The following is an 18548-nucleotide window of genomic DNA, read 5'->3' on the forward strand; positions in this document are numbered from 1 at the left end:
TCACTCCTTCGGTTCGGGCGCCGACCCGGATTCCTGATCGGCGTCGGGGTCGGGGCCGGGCTCACCTGACTCGGGCTCGCCCGACTCGGGCTCACCGGATTCGGGCTCACCGGATTCGGGCTCGTCGGACTCGGGCTCGCCTGACTCGGGCTCGGGGGCGGGCCCGTCCGCCGGACCGCGCAGCGCGGTCACGATGTCGTCGAACTCCGAGGTCGGGTTCCCCAGCGTGAGACCGCCGACCTCCACCACCGTACGCCCGCCCTTCCCGGCGCTCGCACGGACCCACACCCTGCGCCGCCGGACCATGAACGAGGTCGCCACGCCCAGCACCGCGAGGATGGACGCGACCAGGGCCGGGATGCGGCCCGGGTCGCGGTTGACCGACAGGCTCGTCCACTCCTTGAGCCCGTCGAACGTGATCGAGCCGGCCCCGTTCGGGAGCTTGAACGTCTCCCCCGGCTCCAGCAGCTTCTGGCCGTCCTTGACCGGCTGCAGTGTCTTGCCGATCCCCTCCAGCTTGTAGACCGACTGGGGGGTGCCGGAGTCCAGGCCGATGTCGCCCTTGAACGCGGTGATCGTGACGACCGGGCGCAGCGGCGCCGGGAACCCCGACACGATCTGCTTGCCGTCCTCGCTGGCGACCGCCGTCGGCCACAGGATCGCGTAGAAGGCGAGCTGGTCGGGCTGGGCGTCGGGGACCTTGATGACGCCCTCGGACGTCAGGTTGCGCGGCTCCATCTCCAGGAACGGCACCGTGTCCTGGAAGGCGACGTTGCCCTTGGCGTCCCGGACGGTGAACGCGGGCGCGTACCCGTGGCCGAGCAGGTACACCTTCGCGCCGCCGACCATCAGCGGATGGTTGATCTTCAGGTCGTACGGCTTCTCCTCGGCGTCCGGGCTCTCCCGGTACCGGACCCGCGCGTTGAAGTCGGTCGCCAGGCCGCGCTTGGCGCCGTCGGTCTCGTACGTCGCCTTGAAGTCGTCCAGCGTCATCGTGAAGGGGGCGAGCTCGCCGGTGGTGAACGCGCGCCCCGGCTCGAACTGGTCGTACAGGCCGAGCGAGTTCGCGAACGTCTTGCCCTCGGTGAGCAGCACGTTCCCCCGGTAGCCGAGCAGGTTGCCGAGGCCGAGCGCGAACAGCAGCGCGAGCAGCGCCAGGTGGAACAGCAGGTTGCCCGACTCGCCCAGGTAGCCCTTCTCGGCGGCGACGGCGCCGCCGGACTCGTCCACCCGGAACCGGCGCCCGCGCAGCGCCGTGCGCGCCTCGGCGAGCACCTCCTCCGGGGAGGCGTCCGTCTCGTACTTCGCCGACTGCGGCAGCCGCCCGAGGTTGCGGGGCGCCGCCGGCGGGCGCGCCCGCATCGACTTGTAGTGCTGGACGGCCCGCGGCAGCACGCAGCCCGCCAGCGACACGAACAGCAGGATGTAGATCGCCGCGAACCAGGGCGCGGCGAACACGTCGAACATCGAGAACTTGTCGAGCCACGGGCCGAGCGTCCTGTGCTCGTCCAGGTAGGCGACGACCTTCTCCGGCGCCTGCCCCCGCTGCGGCAGGATCGACCCAGGCACCGAGCCGAGCGCCACGAGGAACAGCAGGATCAGCGCGGTGCGCATGGTGGTGAGCTGCCGCCAGCCCCACCGCAGCCAGCCGAGCGGGCCGATGCCCTTCGGGTGCGGCACCTCCGTCGGCGCCTGCCGCGCGGCGGGTGCCTCGGTCCCGGACTCCCGGGGGTCGTCCTTGAGGTCGTGCTTGGTGTCAGTCATCTCAAATCACCGGTTCGAAGCCGCTGATCCACGACTTCAGCTCGATGGTCAGGTCACCCCACAGGCCGCTCACCAGCAGCACCCCGATGAGGACGAGCATCCCCCCGCCGATCCGCATGACCAGGGGGTAGTGGCGCTTCACGGCTCCGAACGCGCCGAGCGCCCTGCGGTAGGCGATCGCGGTGAGCACGAACGGAAGGCCGAGCCCGACACAGTACGCCAGCGACAGCAGCGCGCCCCGTTCCGCGCTCGCCTCGGCGATCGCGAGGCCCTGCACGGCGCCGAGCGTCGGCCCGATGCAGGGCGTCCAGCCGAGCCCGAACAGGACGCCGAGCAGCGGCGCGCCGGCCAGCCCGGCCGCCGGGAGCCGCCCCGACTTCAGGGTCCGCTGGAGGCCGGGGATGAGCCCCATGAACGCGAGCCCGAACACGATCGTGACGGCGCCGAGGACGCGGGTGATCGTGTCCTGGTACTCCAGCAGCCACCGGCCGAGCCCGCCGAAGACCGCGCCGTAGCTGACGAACACGACGCTGAAGCCCGCGATGAACAGCAGCGCCCCGGCGACGAGCCGCCCGCGCCGCTGGTCGGCGAGGTCGGCGCCGGTCATCCCGGTCACGTACGACAGGTAGCCGGGGACCAGCGGCAGGACGCACGGCGAGGCGAACGAGACGAGCCCGGCGAGCGCGGCGAGCGGCGCCGCCGCCACCAGCGACCCGCCGACCACCGTCTCGCTGACCGTACTCACTTTTCCTGGACGACCTTGGCGACCAGGGGGTTCAGCTTGGAGTACGTCGTGGCGCCGATGATGCGGGCGGCGACGCGGCCCTGCCGGTCGAGGACGAGGGTGCTCGGGATCGCGCTCGGCGGCACCTCCCGGAACGCCAGCGTGACCTGGCCGTCGGCGTCGTACAGGCTGGGGAAGGTCACCTTGAACTTGCGCTCGAACGCCTGGGCGTTGGCCTTGGAGTCCTTGAAGTTGACGCCGAGGAACTCGACGCCCTCGGCCTTCTTCTCGGTGTAGACCTGCTCCAGCGACGGCGCCTCGCCGCGGCACGGCGCGCACCACGACGCCCAGAAGTTGACGACGACGACCTTGCCCTTGAGCTCCGACAGGTGGAACGCCTTGCCGTCGAGGCGCTGGCCGGAGACGTCCTGGAGGCCCTTGCGGCCGGCGGGCTTGTACTCGGTGATGTTGCCGTCGCCGGCGATGAAGCGGTTGTCGCCGCCGTCCGGCCCGCTCCCGGAGGCGTTGGTCCCGGCGCAGCCGGCCAGCAGGCCGCAGAGCGCGGCGGCAGCGGCGGCGGCGCGCAGCGGGGAGACTCGGGGGCTCAACGGACCCTCCTACTACTACAAGACGTAGTACTCAACTTAGCGGTGCGGTCAGGCACCCGCGACACTGGGGCCCTTCGCGATGCCGGCGGCGGGCTCGCAGTAGGCCACCTCCACCAGCCGGCTGCCCTCGAACGTCAGGCTCGTCAGGCTGGCCAGCCCGCACTCGCGGCGGCCCGGGTGGTGCCACAGCCGGCGGTGCTCGGCGTGCAGCCGCAGGATCCAGATCGGCAGCTGGTGGCTGACGCACACGGCCTCGTGCCCGCGCGCCGCCTCCCGCGCCCTGATCACGGCGGCGCGCATCCGGGCGGCGAGCTGCTTGTACGGCTCGCCCCACGACGGCTTGACCGGGTTGACCAGGTGGCGCCAGTGCTCGGGGCGGCGCAGCGACCCGGCCCCGGCCCCGAACGTCAGCCCCTCGAAGTGGTTGTCGGCCTCGATCAGACGGTCGTCCACGGTGACGGGCAGGTCCATCGCGTCCGCGAGGGGCGCGGCGGTCTCCAGCGCCCGCTGCATCGGCGAGGAGAACAGCGCGGTCACGTCCCGGTCGGTGAACCATTTGGCGGCGGCCTTCGCCATCAGGACGCCGTCCTCGCTCAGCCGGTACCCGGGCAGCCGCCCGTACAGGACGCCCTCGGGGTTGTGCACCTCACCGTGCCGGAGCAGGTGAACGATCGTCGTGTCAGTCATCGCGGTCAGGTTACCCGCGCTCTCCACCCGGCCCGTCCCCGGTCCCACCAGTACGGCGGCGCGCTCGGCGGGGTCAGATGCGGGTGGAGGCGACGAACTCGGAGATGGCCTTCGCGGCGCGGTCGAGGTCGGCCTTCGGGGGCTTGGCGTCCTCCAGCCGCTGGGTGAACCAGTAGAAGAGCGCGGCGTCGCAGATGGCGGACTGGGCGGCCGGCGCCGTGCAGGTGATCGGCCAGGTGACGCCGCGCGGCGTCAGGACGGCCAGCTCGGCCTTCACCGCGGGCGACGGCGGGAGGTTGTCGGTGCCGGGGCCGCGGGTGAGCACCGCCTGGTAGCCGGGCACGCCGGTCGCCAGGGGCGTGCGCGTCGACAGGATGGACGAGCACTCGTTGCCCTGCGCGCGTTCGCGCTGCGCCTGGGCGGAGTCCGGGAAGTACGTGCACATCTGGATGCGGATGCCGCCGACCGAGCCCTGCCAGTTCTGCTCGACCAGGGCCGTCCCGAAGTCGCCGACCGAGCTGGCGCCCGCGTTCGCGCCGACCGACGCCTCGCACTCCGCCCCTGCCGGGCCGATCAGCAGCCCCTGCCCGGAGCGGTACACGGCGGCGTTCTTCGGCATCGTGACCTGCGCGGGGAGCGTCACCTTCGCCGGGCCGTCGGTCGGGGTGATCACCGCGCCCGGCGCCCGCGTGATGCACGGCCTCACGTCCGCGACGGTGGCGGCGACCCGGGCCGTCGCCGAGGGGCGCGGCGCGGGGTCCTGCTTGGTCACCTGCTGGACGGCGATGGCGCCCGTGCCGACGACCGCGACCGTGCCGACCGCGACGGCGGTGAGGCCCGCGCCGCTGCCGAGGAACGCCTTGACGGCGGAGCCCGCGGCGACCTTCCCGGCGACCGACGCCGTCCCGGCCCCGGACACCCCGGCGCCGGAGGCTCCGACGGCGGCGCCCGTCCCCGCGGCGGCTCCTGCGGCGCCGGCTCCGGCGGCGGACGCCGCACCAGCGGCGCCCGGCATCAGCCAGGCGGCGAGCGGGAACAGCGCGGCGAGCGCCACGGCGCCCGCGGACAGGGCGTGCACGCCCCGGGCCTCCCAGTCCCGGCCGTAGGCGGCCTGGGCGGTGCGTTCCAGGTCGTCCACGAAGGCGGCGGCGCCGGCCGGGCGCTCCTCCGGCGACTTGGCCATGCCCTGCAGGACGAGCGGCCGCAGCGCCTCGGGCACGGCATCGACGGGGATCTCGCCGGTGAGGTGCGCCCGCATCAGCTCGGCACGGCCACCGCTGTAGGGCCGCTGTCCGGTCACGCACTCCACGAAGACGCAGGTCGCGGCGTACACGTCGGTCCTGGGCGTGGCGACGTGCCTGCTCCACTGCTCCGGAGCCATGTAGTACGGGGTCCCGGCGCCGCCCGCCTCCTCCCCGGCGGGGGTGGCGATGCCGAAGTCGACGAGGCGGCTCCGCCCGTCCGCAGGGACGACGACGTTCGCGGGCTTGTAGTCGCGGTGGACGACGCCGACCGCGTGCGCGGCGGCCAGCCCCAGCAGCGAGCCCTTCAGGACGGCCAGCGCCGCCTCCGGGCCGAGCGCGCCGTGCCGCGCCAGCACCTCCTTGAGGGAGACGCCGTCCACGGCCTCCATGACGATCGCGGCGGTGTCCGGCCCCTCGACGAGCCGGAAGAGGCGCGCCACGTGCGGGCTGTTCGCGCGGCCGAGCATGAGCGCCTCATGGCGGAGCCGCTCCCGGTCCGCCTCGTCCGCCCGCGCCGCCAGATACTTGATCGCCACCGGGGTACCGGACGCGTCGTGCCGGGCGAGCACGACCCGCCCCTGGGCGCCCGCGCCCAGCTCGCGCACCTCGGTGTACCCGCCGACCCGCCACTCGCCTTCCATGATCGCGAGAACCTACCGAACAAGGTTCGCGCGTGGCGACCCGGGGCGGGCGCGGGGCAGGTCAGGCCGGGGCCGGGACGTCGGCGAGAGCGTCCGTGGGAACGTCGGCGGGAACGGCCGCGCGCAGGGCGGTGACGGCGGCGCGGATCGCCGGGCGGCGGGCCGCCTCCTCCCGCCACACCGCGTACACGCGGCGCGACAGCGGCGCGGCCAGCGGCACGATCGCGACGCCCGGCGGGACGTCGCAGCGGCCGAGGCGCGGCAGGATCACGCAGCCGAGCCCGGCGGCGACCAGGGACAGCTGCGTCGCGAACTCGTAGGCCATGTGGTCGATGCGGGGCTCGCTGCCGGCGGCGCGGAGCGTGCGCAGCAGCCAGTCGCAGCAGATGCTGTCCGGCACGGAGCTGATCCACGGGTCACCGGCCAGCTCGCCGAGGTCGATCGTGTCGCGGCCGGCGAGGGGGTGGTCGGCGGGCAGCGCCACGTCCGCGACGTCGTCGCAGATGACGCCCTTGCGCAGGCCCTCGGGCAGCGGCAGCGGCTCGTTGTTCCAGTCCTGGACGACGGCCATGTCGAGGTCGCCGCGGGAGACCAGCGGCATGCTGCGCATCGGGTCCTCCTCGCGGAGCAGGACGCGCAGGTCGGGGTGGTCGGCGCGCAGGGCGCGCAGCGCGCTCGGCACGAGCCCGCGGACGGCGGTGGGGAAGGCGGCGAGGGTGAGCTGGCCGACGACGGAGCCGCGGTGCGCCTCCAGGTCGGCCTGCGCCTGCTCGACGAGGGAGAGGATCCGCTCGGCGTGCGCGACGAGCAGTTCGGCGGCGTCGGTCAGCCGGACGCCGCGGCCGTTGCGCTCCAGGAGCTTCTGCCCGGTCTCCCGCTCCAGCTTCGCGAGCTGCTGGGACACCGCCGAGGTGGTGACGTGCAGCACGTCGGCGGCGGCGCTGACCGAGCCGTAGGTCGCGACCGAATGGAGGGCGCGCAGCCGTTCCAGATCAAGCATGAAGCAATACTAAAACGAGATGTCAAGCATTTCTCGCTTGTCCTAAAGAAAATGGCGGGGGCACGATCGGGGGATGAGATCGCGCCACGTCCTGCTGGCCACCGTGATCGCGGCGCTGTGGGGGTTCAACTTCGTGCCCATCAAGGTGGCGCTGGAGGACTTCCCTCCGCTGCTGATGGCCGCCCTGCGGTTCACGGCCGCCGCGCTGCCCGCGGTGTTCCTCGTCCGCCGCCCGCCGGTGGCCGCGCGCTGGTTCATGCTGATCGGGGTGCCGCTCGGCGTCGGGCAGTTCGGGCTGCTGTTCCTCGGCATGAACATGGGCATGCCGGCGGGGCTCGCGTCGGTCGTCCTCCAGGTCCAGGCGGTCTTCACGGCGCTGTTCGCGGGCGCGCTGCTCGGCGAGCGGCTCGGCGCCCGGCAGGTCGCGGGCATGGTCGTGGCGTTCGGCGGCGTCGCGCTGCTCGGCGCTGCGCGGGCGGAGGGCGGCTCCCCGGTCGGGGCGTTCCTGGTCTGCCTCGGCGGCGCGGCCGGCTGGGGCCTGGCGAACGTCGGGATGCGGCGGATGAACCAGGTCACGAAGGAGCCGGTGGACGCGTTCGGGTTCATGGTGTGGATGTCGCTCGTGCCGCCCCTCCCGCTGCTGGCGCTGTCGCTGGTCTTCGAGGGGCCGGGGGCGCTGCCGGACTCCGCCCGGCACCTGTCGGTCGCCGGGGTCGCCTCGCTCGCGTTCATCGCCTACGCCGCCACGCTGTTCGGCTTCGGCGCGTGGGGCTGGCTGATCCGCCGGTACGAGGCCGGGACGGTCGCCATGTACTCGCTGCTCGTCCCGCCGTTCGGGCTGGTGTCGGCGGCGTTCCTGCTGGACGAGCGGATGACGGCGGTGCAGCTCGCCGGCGCCGCGCTGATCATCGCGGGGGTCGCGGCCGGGACCGTCCGGCCGCGGTGGCCCCGCGCGGCCCTCCGCAGGCTCCGAACCCGTGAGGTGAGCTGACATGCACGCGGTAGCAGACATGCGGGGAATGCACGCTTCGCTCGTCACGCCCTTCACCCGCACCGGCGAGGTGGACGCCGCGTCGCTCGAACGCCTCGCCGTCCACTGCCTGGCGAACGGCGTGGACGGCCTGGTCGCGCTCGGCACCACCGGCGAGGCCGCGATGCTCACGCCCGAGGAGCGGCGGACCGTCCTGGAGGTGTGCGGCGGCGTCGCCCGCGAGTCCGGCGTCCCGCTGATCGTCGGCGCCGGGACGATGGGCACCGCCGACTCGATCGAGCAGGCCCGCGAGCGCGCCGCGTTCGCCGACGCGCTGCTGGTCGTCGTCCCCTACTACCTGCGCCCGTCGGACGAGGCCGTCGTCGAGCACTTCGCCGCCATCGGCGCGGCCGTGGACGTCCCGCTCCTGCCCTACAACATCCCGTACCGAACGGGTAAGGCCCTGTCCGCCGAGACCCTCCTGCGGATCCTCGCGCTCGACTGCGTCACCGGGATGAAGCACTGCGCGGGCGGCATCGACCACGACACACTGGCCGTGCTGGCGTCCAACCCGGGCAAGGCGATCCTCTGCGGCGACGACGCGTACATCTACCCGATGCTGCGGCTCGGCGCGGCCGGGGGCATCGCCGCGTGCGCGTGCCTCGCGCCGTCCGCCTACGCGGCGATGGCCCGCGGAGACGGGACGGACGCCCTCAAGCTCCACAACGCGCTGCTCCCGATGGCGGACGCGCTGTTCAGCGAACCGGCGCCCGCCGTCCTCAAGGCGTGCCTGGCCGAGGTCGGGCTGATCGACGACCCGGCGGTGCGCGCTCCCCTGTGCGCACCGCGCCCCGAATCCGTCGCCGCCGCCATGGCGGCCTTCCAGGCCCTCTAGGCGGCGGCCAGGGCCCGCTAGGACGACGCCTGGGCGGCGGCTCGGGCGGCGTGCGGGAGGGCGTCCAGGATGCGTCCCAGCGCCTCCTCGTCGTGCGCGGCCGACAGGAACCACACCTCGTACGCCGACGGCGGCAGGTACACGCCGCGCTCCAGGGCGGCGTGGAAGAACGCCGCGTACGCCTTGGAGTCCTGCCGCTGCGCGGCGGTGAAGTCGCCCACCGGCGCGTCGCTGAAGAAGAGCGAGAACAGGCTGCCGGCGTTCTGCCGGACGTGCGGCACGCCCTCCCGCTCCAGCGCCTCCGACGCCGCCTTCCCGACGATCTCCGCCGACCGGTCGATGGCCGCGTAGACGTCGGCGGTGGCGTTGCGCAGCGTGGCGAGCCCGGCGGCGGTCGCGAGCGGGTTCCCGGACAGGGTGCCCGCCTGGTACACGGGCCCGGCCGGGGCGAGGTGGTCCATGATGTCGGCGCGGCCGCCGAACGCGGCGGCGGGCAGCCCGCCGCCCATCACCTTCCCGAACGTCATCAGGTCGCCGGCGACGCCCTCGATCCCGTACCAGCCGGACGCGGACGCGCGGAACCCGGTGAGCACCTCGTCGACCACCAGCAGCGCCCCGTACCGCTCGCACAGCCGCTTCAGCAGCGCGTTGAACCCGTCCAGCGGCGGGACCACGCCCATGTTGCACGGGACGGCCTCGGTGATGACGCACGCGATGTCGGTGCCGTGCTCGTGGAACGCCATCTCCGCGGCGGTGACGTCGTTGTAGGGCAGGATCAGCGTGTCGGCGGTCGTCGCGCCGGTGACACCGGGCGTGTCGGGCAGCCCGAACGTGGCGACGCCCGACCCGGCCGCCGCGAGCAGCGAGTCCACGTGCCCGTGGTAGCAGCCCGCGAACTTCACGATCTTGGTGCGTCCGGTGAAGCCGCGCGCCAGCCGGATCGCCGACATCGTCGCCTCGGTCCCGGAGTTGACCAGCCGGACCTTCTCCACCGGGGTGCGCGCCACGATCTCCTCGGCGAGCTCCACCTCGCCCGGGGTGGGCGCGCCGTAGGACGTGCCGCGGCCCGCCGCGTCCCGCACCGCCTCGACCACGGCCGGGTGCGCGTGCCCGAGGATCAGCGGACCCCAGGAGCACACCAGGTCGACGTAGGTGTTGCCGTCGGCGTCCGTCAGGTACGGGCCCTGCCCGGACGCCATGAAGCGGGGCGTCCCGCCGACGGCGCCGAAGGCCCGCACCGGCGAGTTGACGCCGCCGGGCACGACCCCGGCGGCACGGTCGAACAGCTGGCGGGAGCGATCGAAATCAGTCACGGTTGCAGTCTCTCAGTTGCAGTTCGGCGACTTGCCTTGACCTCGCGCCGTACGGGCCGATATTCCACCAAGTACGACATCGGAGGGATGGGCTTTCAACGTGGTTGACGGCTGGACGGTCCCGGGCTTCACCCACGAGCGGGAGCTCGGCAGGGGCGCCTCGGGCCGCGTGGTGCTGGCGGTCGACGACCCGACCGGCACGAAGGTCGCGATCAAATACCTCGACGGCGCGCTCGCGGCCGACGAGGCGTTTCTGGCGCGGTTCCGCGCCGCGGCGCGTCCCCTGTCCCAGCTCGAGGACCCCAACGTGGTCGACTTCTACGACTTCGTGGAGTCCGCGGACGGCGCCGCGATCGTGATGCAGTGGGTCGAGGGCGTCAGCCTGCGCCGGGTGCTGGCCGCGCAGGGCCCGAGCGGCCCCCTGGCGGCCCTGTCGCTGCTCGGCGGGGTGCTCCTCGGCCTGGCCGCCGCGCACGAGCACGGCGTCGTGCACGGCGCGCTGCGGCCGTCGAACATCCTGGTCGACGCCGACGGCAACGCCCGGCTCACCGACTTCGCGACGGCGCCCGCCGGCACCGAGGTGCGGTCCGGCGCGCAGTACGCGGCGCCCGAACTGTGGGACGGCGAGCCCGCGACCGTCGCCACCGACCTGTACGCCGCGACCGCGGTCTTCTTCGAGTGCCTCACCGGCCGCCCCCCGTACGCGGGGCGCAACATGGCGCGGCTGCACCGCGAGGCGGCCGTCCCGGCCGAGGAGGTGCCGGGGCCGCTGCGCACGCTCGTCCACCAGGGCCTCGCGAAGGAGCCGGAGCACCGCCCGAAGTCCGCCGCCGACTTCCTCGGCGCGCTGGAGGACGCGGCCGTCTCCGCCTACGGGCCGTCGTGGGAGGCGCAGGGCCGCGGCCGGCTCACCGAACTCGCCGCGCAGGCCGCGCTGCAGCCGGAGCCGCCGAAGCCCAAGCCGTCCCGCAGCAGCGGCCGGAACCCGGTCGTCGCCGGCAAGCAGCCCGGCCGCCGCTCCCGCGTGCCGTGGGTGGCCGCGGCCGTCGCCCTGGTCGTCCTCGCCGGAGGCGGCGCGGGCGCGGCGACGCTCCTGAAGAAGGACGACAAGGCGTCGCCGCCGCCCGAACCGGTGCCGACGCCCGCGCAGACCAGCAGCCCCCAGCCGACCCTGCCGGCCGGCGGGGTGAACCCGGCGCCGCTCATCGAGCGGATCGACCGGGCCGTCGCGCAGACCCCGGGCGCGACGTTCAGCTACTGGCAGACCGGCTGCTGCGGCTTCCCCCTCAGCGGCAAGGGCACGCTCGGCCCCGCGGCCCACTCCATGACGATCACCGGGTCGGGCGCGGCCCGCAAGCCGGTGCGCGCCGTGATCGTCGAGGACCGGCTGTACGTGCGGGTCGGCAAGCAGTGGCGGCCGTCGGCGTTCGGCGGGCGCGGCTACCCGGCGGTGGCCGACCAGGTCCGCCAGGGCAGTTCCGTCGCGAACCTCACCACCCTGCTGCGGACGGCGACGAAGCTCGCCAAGTCGGGAGCGATCTACGAGGGCGAGGCGCCCGCCGCGAAGCTGGCGGAGGCCCCCGGCGTCGGCCCCATGTACGCGCGGATGGCGCAGGCGACCGGCGTCGAGAAGATCACCTTCGCCATCAAGCTCGACGCTCGGCAGCGCCCGGTCAAGTTCTGGGTGCGCGCCGGGGCTGAGAAGGGCCGCAACCAGGTGCAGCACGGCTCCTACACCAAGTGGGGCGCCGCGCCCGCCATCAACGCCCCGCGCTGAGCCGGGCGCGGGGCGGGGTCAGGCGCGGCGCTGAGACAGGCGCCGCGCCGAGTCAGGCCCGGCGCGGGGTCAGGCGCCCTCGCAGGCGTCCGCGAGGACCTCCAGGAGGCGCAGCGGGTCGGGCAGCGAGTCGCGCTCGGGCGGCCGCACCCAGGCCACCTCGCGCCCGTACGGCAGCACGGACGGCGGCGCGACCACGTAGCTGTCGCGGCAGTGCCACCGCATGCCCGGCGTCTCGGCGACGTCCTCCGGCAGGGTGTCGAGATGGCACGACCACCACTCGTCCTCGTCGACGGGCGCGCCGCGGGTCGCGACGAAGAACAGGTACCGCTCGCCCCCGAACGACGCGACCGGACCGACGGGAAGCTCGTCCCGCTCGATCCGGTCGAGGGCGATGGCGCCGGCGGCGGCCGGGACGTCGAACACGTCGAAGACCCGGCCCGTCGGCAGGATGATGTTGGCCTGCGGGCGTTTCTCCCACCAGCGCGCGATCACGTCGGGGTCGACGCTGGCCTGGTGCGCCCAGGCCGCCGATACCGGGTGCGCGCCCGGGTCGGGACACCCGATCCGGTCGCAGGAGCACGCCCGGTCGGCGCCGACGTGGGCGCCCGGATAGCACGGCCATCCGAGCTCCGCGTACTCCCGCGCGACCGCGGCCATCCGGTTGTTCCGTGCCGCCTTCTGCCGCCTGTGCCCAGTGACCGCCAGCATCTCGCCCCCCAATAGCCCAAGGTCGCGCGTGGGTTCCTTGGTTACCGATGATGCCCGCACGTGTCACGCCCAGACACGGCAACCCCCAGAAAACGACCCTAAGTAACTAGGGACCGTCCTGGCCTGCGTCAGGACACCATCCTGGCGGCCTCGGCCGCCCAGTAGGTGAGGACCATGTCGGCGCCGGCGCGGCGGATCGAGACCAGCGACTCCATGATGGTGCGCTCGCGGTCGATCCAGCCCTTCTCGGCAGCGGCCTCGATCATCGCGTACTCGCCGCTCACCTGGTAGGCGGCGACGGGCACGTCCACCGTGTCGCGGACGCGGCGGACGATGTCGAGGTAGGCGCCCGCGGGCTTCACCATGACCATGTCGGCGCCCTCGTCGAGGTCGAGGAGCACCTCGCGGATCGACTCGTCGGCGTTCGCCGGGTCCTGCTGGTGGGTGGAGCGGTCGCCGAACTGCGGCGCGCACTCGGCGGCGTCGCGGAACGGGCCGTAGTACGCCGACGCGTACTTCACCGAGTACGCCAGGATCGCGACGTCGGGGTGGCCGGCGGCGTCCAGCGCCCCCCGGATCGCGCCGACCTGGCCGTCCATCATGCCGGACGGGCCGACCACGGCCGCGCCGGCCGCGGCCTGCGCGACCGCGATCGAGGCGTACCGCTCCAGCGTCGCGTCGTTGTCGATCTCGCCCGCGTCGGTGAGGATGCCGCAGTGCCCGTGGTCGGTGTACTCGTCCAGGCACAGGTCCGTCATGACGACGGCGGCGTCGCCGAGGTCGGCCGCCAGGTCGCGCAGCGCGAGCTGGACGATCCCGTCGGGGTCGTCGGCGGCGGAGCCGGTGCCGTCCTTCACCGCCGGGATCCCGAACAGGATGATGCCGCCGACGCCGGCCTCGGCCGCCTCGTGCGCGGCCTTGCGCAGGCTGTCGCGGGTGTGCTGGAACACGCCCGGCATGGACGCGACCGGCTGCGGCTCGGTGATCCCCTCCTTGACGAACATCGGCAGGATGAGATCGGCCGGCGCGAGCCGCGTCTCGGCGGTCAGCCGGCGCAGCGCGGGCGTGCGGCGCAGCCGCCGCGGCCGGGCGACGGGAAACTGTGCGGACATGGGTTCCTCTGGATGGTCTACTTCCGGCGCCGGGCCCCCCGGCGCATCTGGCTGGGCTTGCGGAGCGGGTCCCCCGCCTCGATCTGGGCCGCCCGCCGGTTCGCACCGTACTCCGCGAGCGCCTCGGCGAGGGCCGATACCGACGGCTTCTCCGCCATCACGTCGACGCGCAGCCCGTACTCCTGCGCTGTCTTGGCGGTCTGCGGCCCGATCACCGCGATCACCGTCACGTTGTGCGGCTTGCCGGCGATGCCGATCAGGTTCTTCACCGTGGACGACGAGGTGAACAGCACCGCGTCGAACCCGCCGCCCTTGATCGCCTCGCGGATCGGGGCGGGCGGCGGCGCGGCGCGGACCGTCCGGTAGGCGGTCACGTCCTCGCACTCCCAGCCGAGTTCGGTCAGCCGGGCGATCAGCACGTCGGTGGCGATGTCGGCGCGCGGCAGCAGCACCCGGTTGATCGGGTCGAGGTCCTCGTCGTAGGGCGGCCACTCGCGGGCCAGGCCCTCGCCGGACTGCTCCCCGGCCGGGACGAGGTCGGGCTGGATGCCGAACTCGACCAGCGCGGCGGCGGTCTGCTCGCCGACGGCGGCGACCTTCAGCCCGGCGAACGCGCGGGCGTCGAGGCCGTAGTCGACGAACTTCTCCCGGATCGCCTTGACCGCGTTGGTGGAGGTGAACACCACCCACTCGTAGCGGCCGGTGACGAGGCCCTTGACGGCCCGGTCCATCTGCTGGGGGGTGCGCGGCGGCTCGACGGAGATCGTCGGGACCTCGTCCGGGACGGCGCCGTACCCGCGGAGCTGGTCCGACAGGGTCGCGGCCTGCTCCTTGGTGCGCGGCACCAGCACCCGCCAGCCGAACAGCGGCTTGGTCTCGAACCACGACAGCCGGTCGCGCCAGGCCACGACGTCCCCCACGATGATCATGGCGGGCGACTCCATGCCCTTGGTGTCGGCCGCGAGCCTGCTCAGCGTCGAGACGACCGTCTCCTGCTCGGTGGTGGTGCCGAGGCTCGTCATGGCGGCCGGGGTGGAGTCGGGGCGCCCGGCCGCGACCAGGCCCTTGGCCACGTCGGCGACCGCGCCCTCCGCGCCGGTGATGACGAGCGTCGCGGAGTCGCTCGCGAACGCCTCCCAGTCGACGCCGCCGGACGAGGCGTCCACGAACCGGAACTCGCGGTGCTCGGGGTCGGTCAGCGGGATGCCCGCGTAGCCCGGCACGCCGGTCACCGCGGACACGCCCGGCACGACCTCGAACGGCACGCCCGCCTTGTGCAGCGCGGCGCCCTCGGCGGCCAGGCCGCAGGCGACGCCCGGGTCGCCGGCGAACATCCGGACCACGCGCCGGCCGGCCTTGGCGGCGCGGACGGCCATCTTCACCGGGTCGCCCTCGGCGGTGTCGACGATCTCGGCGTCCGCGCGGCAGTGCGCGAGGACGTCGTCGGGGCAGTGCGCGCGGCTGACGATGACGGTGTCGGCGCGCTCCAGCTCGGCGGCGGCGCGCAGCGTCAGCAGCCCCGGGTCACCCGGGCCCATGCCGACGATCGCGACCGTCCCCGGCTCCGTCGTCCGGCGCGCCGCCGGGGACGCGCCCGGGGCCGCGCCCTTGGTGCTCCTGGCGGCCTTGCTCTCGCCCGCCCTGCTCTCGGCGGCGGTGCTCTTCGCGGCGGGGCTCAATCGCGCTCCCCCATCAACTGGTCGGCCCCCTGCGCGAGCAGCCGGGCCGCGAGGTCGCGGCCGATCTGCTCGGCGGCATCCGGGTGGCCGCTTGCGGACAGCCTGATCTGCCGGCTCCCGTCGTACGCGGCGACGGTCGCGGTCAGATGCAGCTCTTCATCTACTTCGGCAGCGTATGTTCCCACGGGAGCGGAGCAGCCCGCCTCCAGCACCGCCAGGATCGTCCGCTCGGCGGTGACGGCGCGCCTGGTCGGGGCGTCGTCGACCGTTCCAAGCAGCTCCAGCAGGTCGGTGCGGTCGGCGCGGCATTCGAGGGCGAGCGAGCCCTGGCCGGGCGCGGGCAGCATCTGGTCGGGGTCGAAGACCTCGCCGACCTCCGCCAGCCGGCCGATGCGCTTCAGGCCCGCGTGCGCCAGCACCACGGCGTCCAGCTCGCCGTCGGCGATCTTGCGGAGCCGGGTGTCGGCGTTGCCGCGGATCGGCACGATCTCCAGGTCCGGGCGGAGCGCGCGCAGCTGCGCGACCCGGCGCGGCGAGCCGGTGCCGACGCGGGCGCCGCGCGGCAGGTCGGCCAGCTTGGACGGCCCGCACAGCGCGTCCCGCGGGTCGTCGCGGCGCGGCGTCGCGGCCAGCGCGATGCCCGGCGTCTCCGAGGTCGGCAGATCCTTCAGCGAGTGCACGGCGAAGTCCACCTCACCGGACAGGATCTTGTCGCGGAGGGCGTTGACGAACACGCCCGTGCCGCCGATCTGGGCGAGCAGGGCCTTGGAGACGTCACCTTGCGTCGTTACCCCGACCAGCTCCACGGCATGCCCGGTCAGCCGGGTCAACGCGTCCGCGACGCCCTGCGACTGCGTCGTCGCCATCAGGCTCTTGCGGGTGCCGAGCCGCAGCGCGCGGCCCTTGCCAGTAGTCACGTCTCGTCTCCTTCACGCCCCGGGGCCGCGTGCCGGGCGCTGACCGCCCGGACGCTCGCGGCCTGGGCGTTCACCGTCTCCACGTTGACACCGTCCGGCGGCACGGCGCTCGCCACGGTGTTCGCCGACACGGGCGCGGGGCTGACGCAGTCCGCCTCCGCGCACTCCGGCGCGATCTCGGCCGCGGGCTCGTCCTCGCGCATGTCGGCGCGGGCCACCGCCTCGGGGGCCTTCGGGTCCAGGTCGAACAGCTCGCGCAGCGCGTCGGCGTAGGAGTCGCCGCCCGGCGCCGCCGCCAGCTCCTTGACCCGGACGGTCGGCGCGTGGAGCAGCTTGTCCACCACGCGCCGCACGGTCTGCTCGATCTCCTTGCGGTCCCGGTCGTCCAGTTCCGGCAGCCGGCCGGTCAGCCGGGCCAGCTCCGCGTTCACCACCTTCGCCGCCTTGCTGCGCAGCGCGACCACGGTCGGCGCGACGGCGGCGGCGCGGGCGGCGCTGAGGAACGCCTCGACCTCCTCGCACACGATCCGCCGGACCGCCTCGACGGCCGCCGGGCCGATCGCCCTCGCGGCCTCCTGCGCGGTGCGCAGGTCGTCCAGCCCGGCGAGTTCGACGCCGGGCAGCTCGCGGACGGACCGCTCTATGTCGTGCGGGAGCGCCAGGTCCAGGAAGAAGCGGCGCCGGCCGTCGTCCCCGACGCCGCGCGCCGCCAGCTGCGCGGCCGTCAGGACCAGGCCGGTCGCGCCGGTGCAGGACACCACGAGGTCGGCGCCGGCGAGCGCGTCGTCCAGGTCGGCCAGGTCGATCGCGCGGGACGGGGCGTCCAGCGACTCGGCGAGGCGGACGGCGTTCGCGTGCGTGCGGTTGGCGATCACCACCTCGCCCGCCCCGGCGCGGCTCAGCGTGGCCGCGGCCAGCGAGCTCATCGACCCGGCGCCGACCACCAGCGCGCGCACCCCCTCCAGCGGGCCGAGGTGCCGGGCGGCGACGTCCAGGCCCACGCTGACCAGCGACGCGCCGGCCTTGTCGATGCCGGTCTCGTGGTGGGCGCGCTTGCCCACCCGCAGCGACTGCTGCAGGACGTCGTGCAGGTCGCGGCCGAGCGTCCCCTCGTCCTGCGCGAGCTTGAACGCCTGCCGGATCTGGCCGAGGATCTGGCCCTCGCCGACGACCATCGACTCCAGCCCGCACGCCACCGCGAACACGTGCTGGACGGCCCGCTCCTCGTAGTGGACGTACAGGTGCCGGGACAGGTCGTCCATCGGGACGCCGGAGTGCAGGGCCAGCAGCTCGGAGATCGCGGACACGCCGCCGTGGAACTTGTCGACCACGGCGTAGATCTCGACCCGGTTGCACGTCGAGACGATCGCGGCCTCGACGACGTTCGCCGAGTCGTGCACCGCGTGCAGCAGCTTGGCCAGGTCGTCCCCGGCCACCGCCGCCCGCTCCAGCACCGCCACGGGCGCGCTGCGGTGACTGAGACCCACCACCAGAATGCTCATGCCGCGTCCTCGCTCATGATCGCCCGCCTCACGCCCGCCCCGCCGCCGGTCCCGGTTCCGGTCCCCCGCTCGACCCGGCTCATGCTTCAACCGTCTCTACGTACTGCGAAGTCCCGGGCGGCGCGTCGCCCGCGGCCAGCGGGGCGAAGCCGTCCGGCCCGCCGGCCTTGCGCGCCTCGTGGAACGCGAGGATCTGCAGCTCGATCGACAGGTCGACCTTGCGCACGTCGACCCCGTCGGGCACCGACAGCACGACGGGGGCGAAGTTCAGGACGCTGGTCACGCCCGCGGCCACCACGCGATCGCAGACTCCCTGGGCGGCGCCCGCGGGGGTCGCGATCACGGCGATGGACACGCCGTGGCCCGCGATGATGTCCTCCAGCCGGTCGATGTGCGCCACCGTCATGCCGGAGATCTCCTGTCCGACGATGGCCTCGTCCGCGTCCAGCAGGCCCGCCACGCGGAAGCCGCGGGACGCGAAACCGCCGTAGCCGGCCAGCGCACGGCCCAGGTTACCGACCCCGATGATGGCGATCACCCAGTCCTGGGTGAGGCCGAGCTCGCGGGAGATCTGGTAGACGAGGTACTCGACCTCGTAGCCGACGCCGCGCGTGCCGTAGGAGCCGAGGTGGGACAGGTCCTTGCGGAGCTTGGCCGAGTTCACGCCGGCGGCCGCCGCCAGTTCCTCGGAGGAGACGGTCGCGACGCCGCGCTCCTGGAGCCCGGTGAGCGCCCGCAGGTACACCGGGAGCCGCGCCACGGTGGCTTCGGGGATGCCGCGGCCCGCGCGGTCGCGGTGCCGGTTCTGTCGAGGTGTCACGGCCTGCTCTTCAAGCTCGACGCTGGGGACGGGGCGCCGGATGGCCCCCTCGCCCCGGCCTGCGCGGCTCGGTGACGGCCTGACGACCGCGGCCCGACCGCCCCCAGGGCTGGCCACCAGGTTAAGCCTTTGTGAACACGCGCACAAAGTCACCCCCCGGTCGGACGGGCCGGGCGGACGCGCG

16 protein-coding genes are annotated in these 18548 nt (G+C 74.0%); 3 read left to right on the top strand and 13 right to left on the bottom strand.

What is annotated here, in order from left to right; all coding sequences use genetic code 11:
- From ACGFI1_RS22200 to ACGFI1_RS22225, 6 genes are all read right to left on the bottom strand, one after another.
- The gene (locus ACGFI1_RS22200) at positions 1 to 1764 is read right to left on the bottom strand and encodes a cytochrome c biogenesis protein ResB (protein WP_392787424.1); all 1764 of its coding nucleotides are present in this window, start codon (positions 1762 to 1764) and stop codon (positions 1 to 3) included.
- 1 nt (position 1765) lies between these two features.
- Complete coding sequence (locus tag ACGFI1_RS22205; RefSeq protein WP_138640595.1) at positions 1766 to 2509, bottom strand: cytochrome c biogenesis CcdA family protein; 744 nt, start codon at positions 2507 to 2509, stop codon at positions 1766 to 1768.
- A complete protein-coding gene (locus ACGFI1_RS22210; RefSeq protein WP_386874595.1) occupies positions 2506 to 3096 on the bottom strand; it encodes a TlpA family protein disulfide reductase in 591 nt (196 codons plus the stop codon). Before ACGFI1_RS22210 ends, ACGFI1_RS22205 begins: the two co-directional genes overlap by 4 nt.
- Before the next feature lie 48 nt (positions 3097 to 3144).
- Positions 3145 to 3783 carry a histidine phosphatase family protein gene (locus tag ACGFI1_RS22215; protein WP_138640596.1) on the bottom strand — a complete coding sequence of 213 codons (639 nt, stop codon included), beginning with the start codon at positions 3781 to 3783 and terminating at the stop codon, positions 3145 to 3147.
- Between the two features lie 73 nt (positions 3784 to 3856).
- Positions 3857 to 5668: a serine/threonine-protein kinase gene (locus tag ACGFI1_RS22220; protein ID WP_392787426.1), complete on the bottom strand. Its 1812-nt coding sequence runs from the start codon at positions 5666 to 5668 to the stop codon at positions 3857 to 3859.
- Positions 5669 to 5729: 61 nt separating this feature from the next.
- The gene (locus ACGFI1_RS22225; RefSeq protein WP_301173982.1) at positions 5730 to 6668 is read right to left on the bottom strand and encodes a LysR family transcriptional regulator; all 939 of its coding nucleotides are present in this window, start codon (positions 6666 to 6668) and stop codon (positions 5730 to 5732) included.
- 73 nt (positions 6669 to 6741) lie between these two features.
- Between ACGFI1_RS22225 and ACGFI1_RS22230 the strand changes: the two genes are divergently transcribed.
- Both ACGFI1_RS22230 and ACGFI1_RS22235 read left to right on the top strand, forming a co-directional pair.
- Complete coding sequence (locus ACGFI1_RS22230; RefSeq protein WP_392787430.1) at positions 6742 to 7659, top strand: EamA family transporter; 918 nt, start codon at positions 6742 to 6744, stop codon at positions 7657 to 7659.
- Position 7660: 1 nt separating this feature from the next.
- Positions 7661 to 8533: a dihydrodipicolinate synthase family protein gene (locus ACGFI1_RS22235; protein ID WP_392787432.1), complete on the top strand. Its 873-nt coding sequence runs from the start codon at positions 7661 to 7663 to the stop codon at positions 8531 to 8533.
- Between the two features lie 17 nt (positions 8534 to 8550).
- On the opposite strand, the gene hemL is transcribed toward ACGFI1_RS22235, so the two are convergent.
- A complete protein-coding gene (hemL, locus tag ACGFI1_RS22240; RefSeq protein ID WP_392787435.1) occupies positions 8551 to 9846 on the bottom strand; it encodes a glutamate-1-semialdehyde 2,1-aminomutase in 1296 nt (431 codons plus the stop codon).
- Between the two features lie 100 nt (positions 9847 to 9946).
- On the opposite strand from hemL, the gene ACGFI1_RS22245 reads away from it, so the two are divergent.
- Positions 9947 to 11623 carry a serine/threonine-protein kinase gene (locus tag ACGFI1_RS22245; protein WP_392787437.1) on the top strand — a complete coding sequence of 559 codons (1677 nt, stop codon included), beginning with the start codon at positions 9947 to 9949 and terminating at the stop codon, positions 11621 to 11623.
- 69 nt (positions 11624 to 11692) lie between these two features.
- Here ACGFI1_RS22245 and ACGFI1_RS22250 read toward each other — a convergent pair whose 3' ends face one another.
- The 6 genes from ACGFI1_RS22250 to ACGFI1_RS22275 form a co-directional block, all read right to left on the bottom strand.
- Positions 11693 to 12283: a bifunctional DNA primase/polymerase gene (locus ACGFI1_RS22250; protein WP_240808268.1), complete on the bottom strand. Its 591-nt coding sequence runs from the start codon at positions 12281 to 12283 to the stop codon at positions 11693 to 11695.
- A gap of 179 nt (positions 12284 to 12462) precedes the next feature.
- Entirely contained in the window at positions 12463 to 13446 is a 984-nt protein-coding gene (gene hemB, locus ACGFI1_RS22255) for a porphobilinogen synthase (protein ID WP_392732738.1), read from the bottom strand.
- Positions 13447 to 13463: 17 nt separating this feature from the next.
- Positions 13464 to 14993: a bifunctional uroporphyrinogen-III C-methyltransferase/uroporphyrinogen-III synthase gene (locus ACGFI1_RS22260; RefSeq protein WP_274704646.1), complete on the bottom strand. Its 1530-nt coding sequence runs from the start codon at positions 14991 to 14993 to the stop codon at positions 13464 to 13466.
- Between the two features lie 128 nt (positions 14994 to 15121).
- Complete coding sequence (gene hemC, locus ACGFI1_RS22265) at positions 15122 to 15991, bottom strand: hydroxymethylbilane synthase (RefSeq protein ID WP_240808271.1); 870 nt, start codon at positions 15989 to 15991, stop codon at positions 15122 to 15124.
- A gap of 47 nt (positions 15992 to 16038) precedes the next feature.
- On the bottom strand, positions 16039 to 17544 hold the full coding sequence (locus tag ACGFI1_RS22270) for a glutamyl-tRNA reductase (protein ID WP_392787439.1): 1506 nt from the start codon (positions 17542 to 17544) through the stop codon (positions 16039 to 16041).
- A gap of 79 nt (positions 17545 to 17623) precedes the next feature.
- Positions 17624 to 18364 (bottom strand): redox-sensing transcriptional repressor Rex, encoded by a 741-nt coding sequence (locus ACGFI1_RS22275; protein ID WP_392787441.1) that lies wholly within the window; start codon positions 18362 to 18364, stop codon positions 17624 to 17626.
- Positions 18365 to 18548 lie beyond the last annotated feature (184 nt).

Source organism: Actinomadura geliboluensis (genome assembly GCF_043197915.1).
In the GTDB taxonomy this organism is placed as follows: Bacteria; Actinomycetota; Actinomycetes; order Streptosporangiales; family Streptosporangiaceae; genus Spirillospora; species Spirillospora geliboluensis.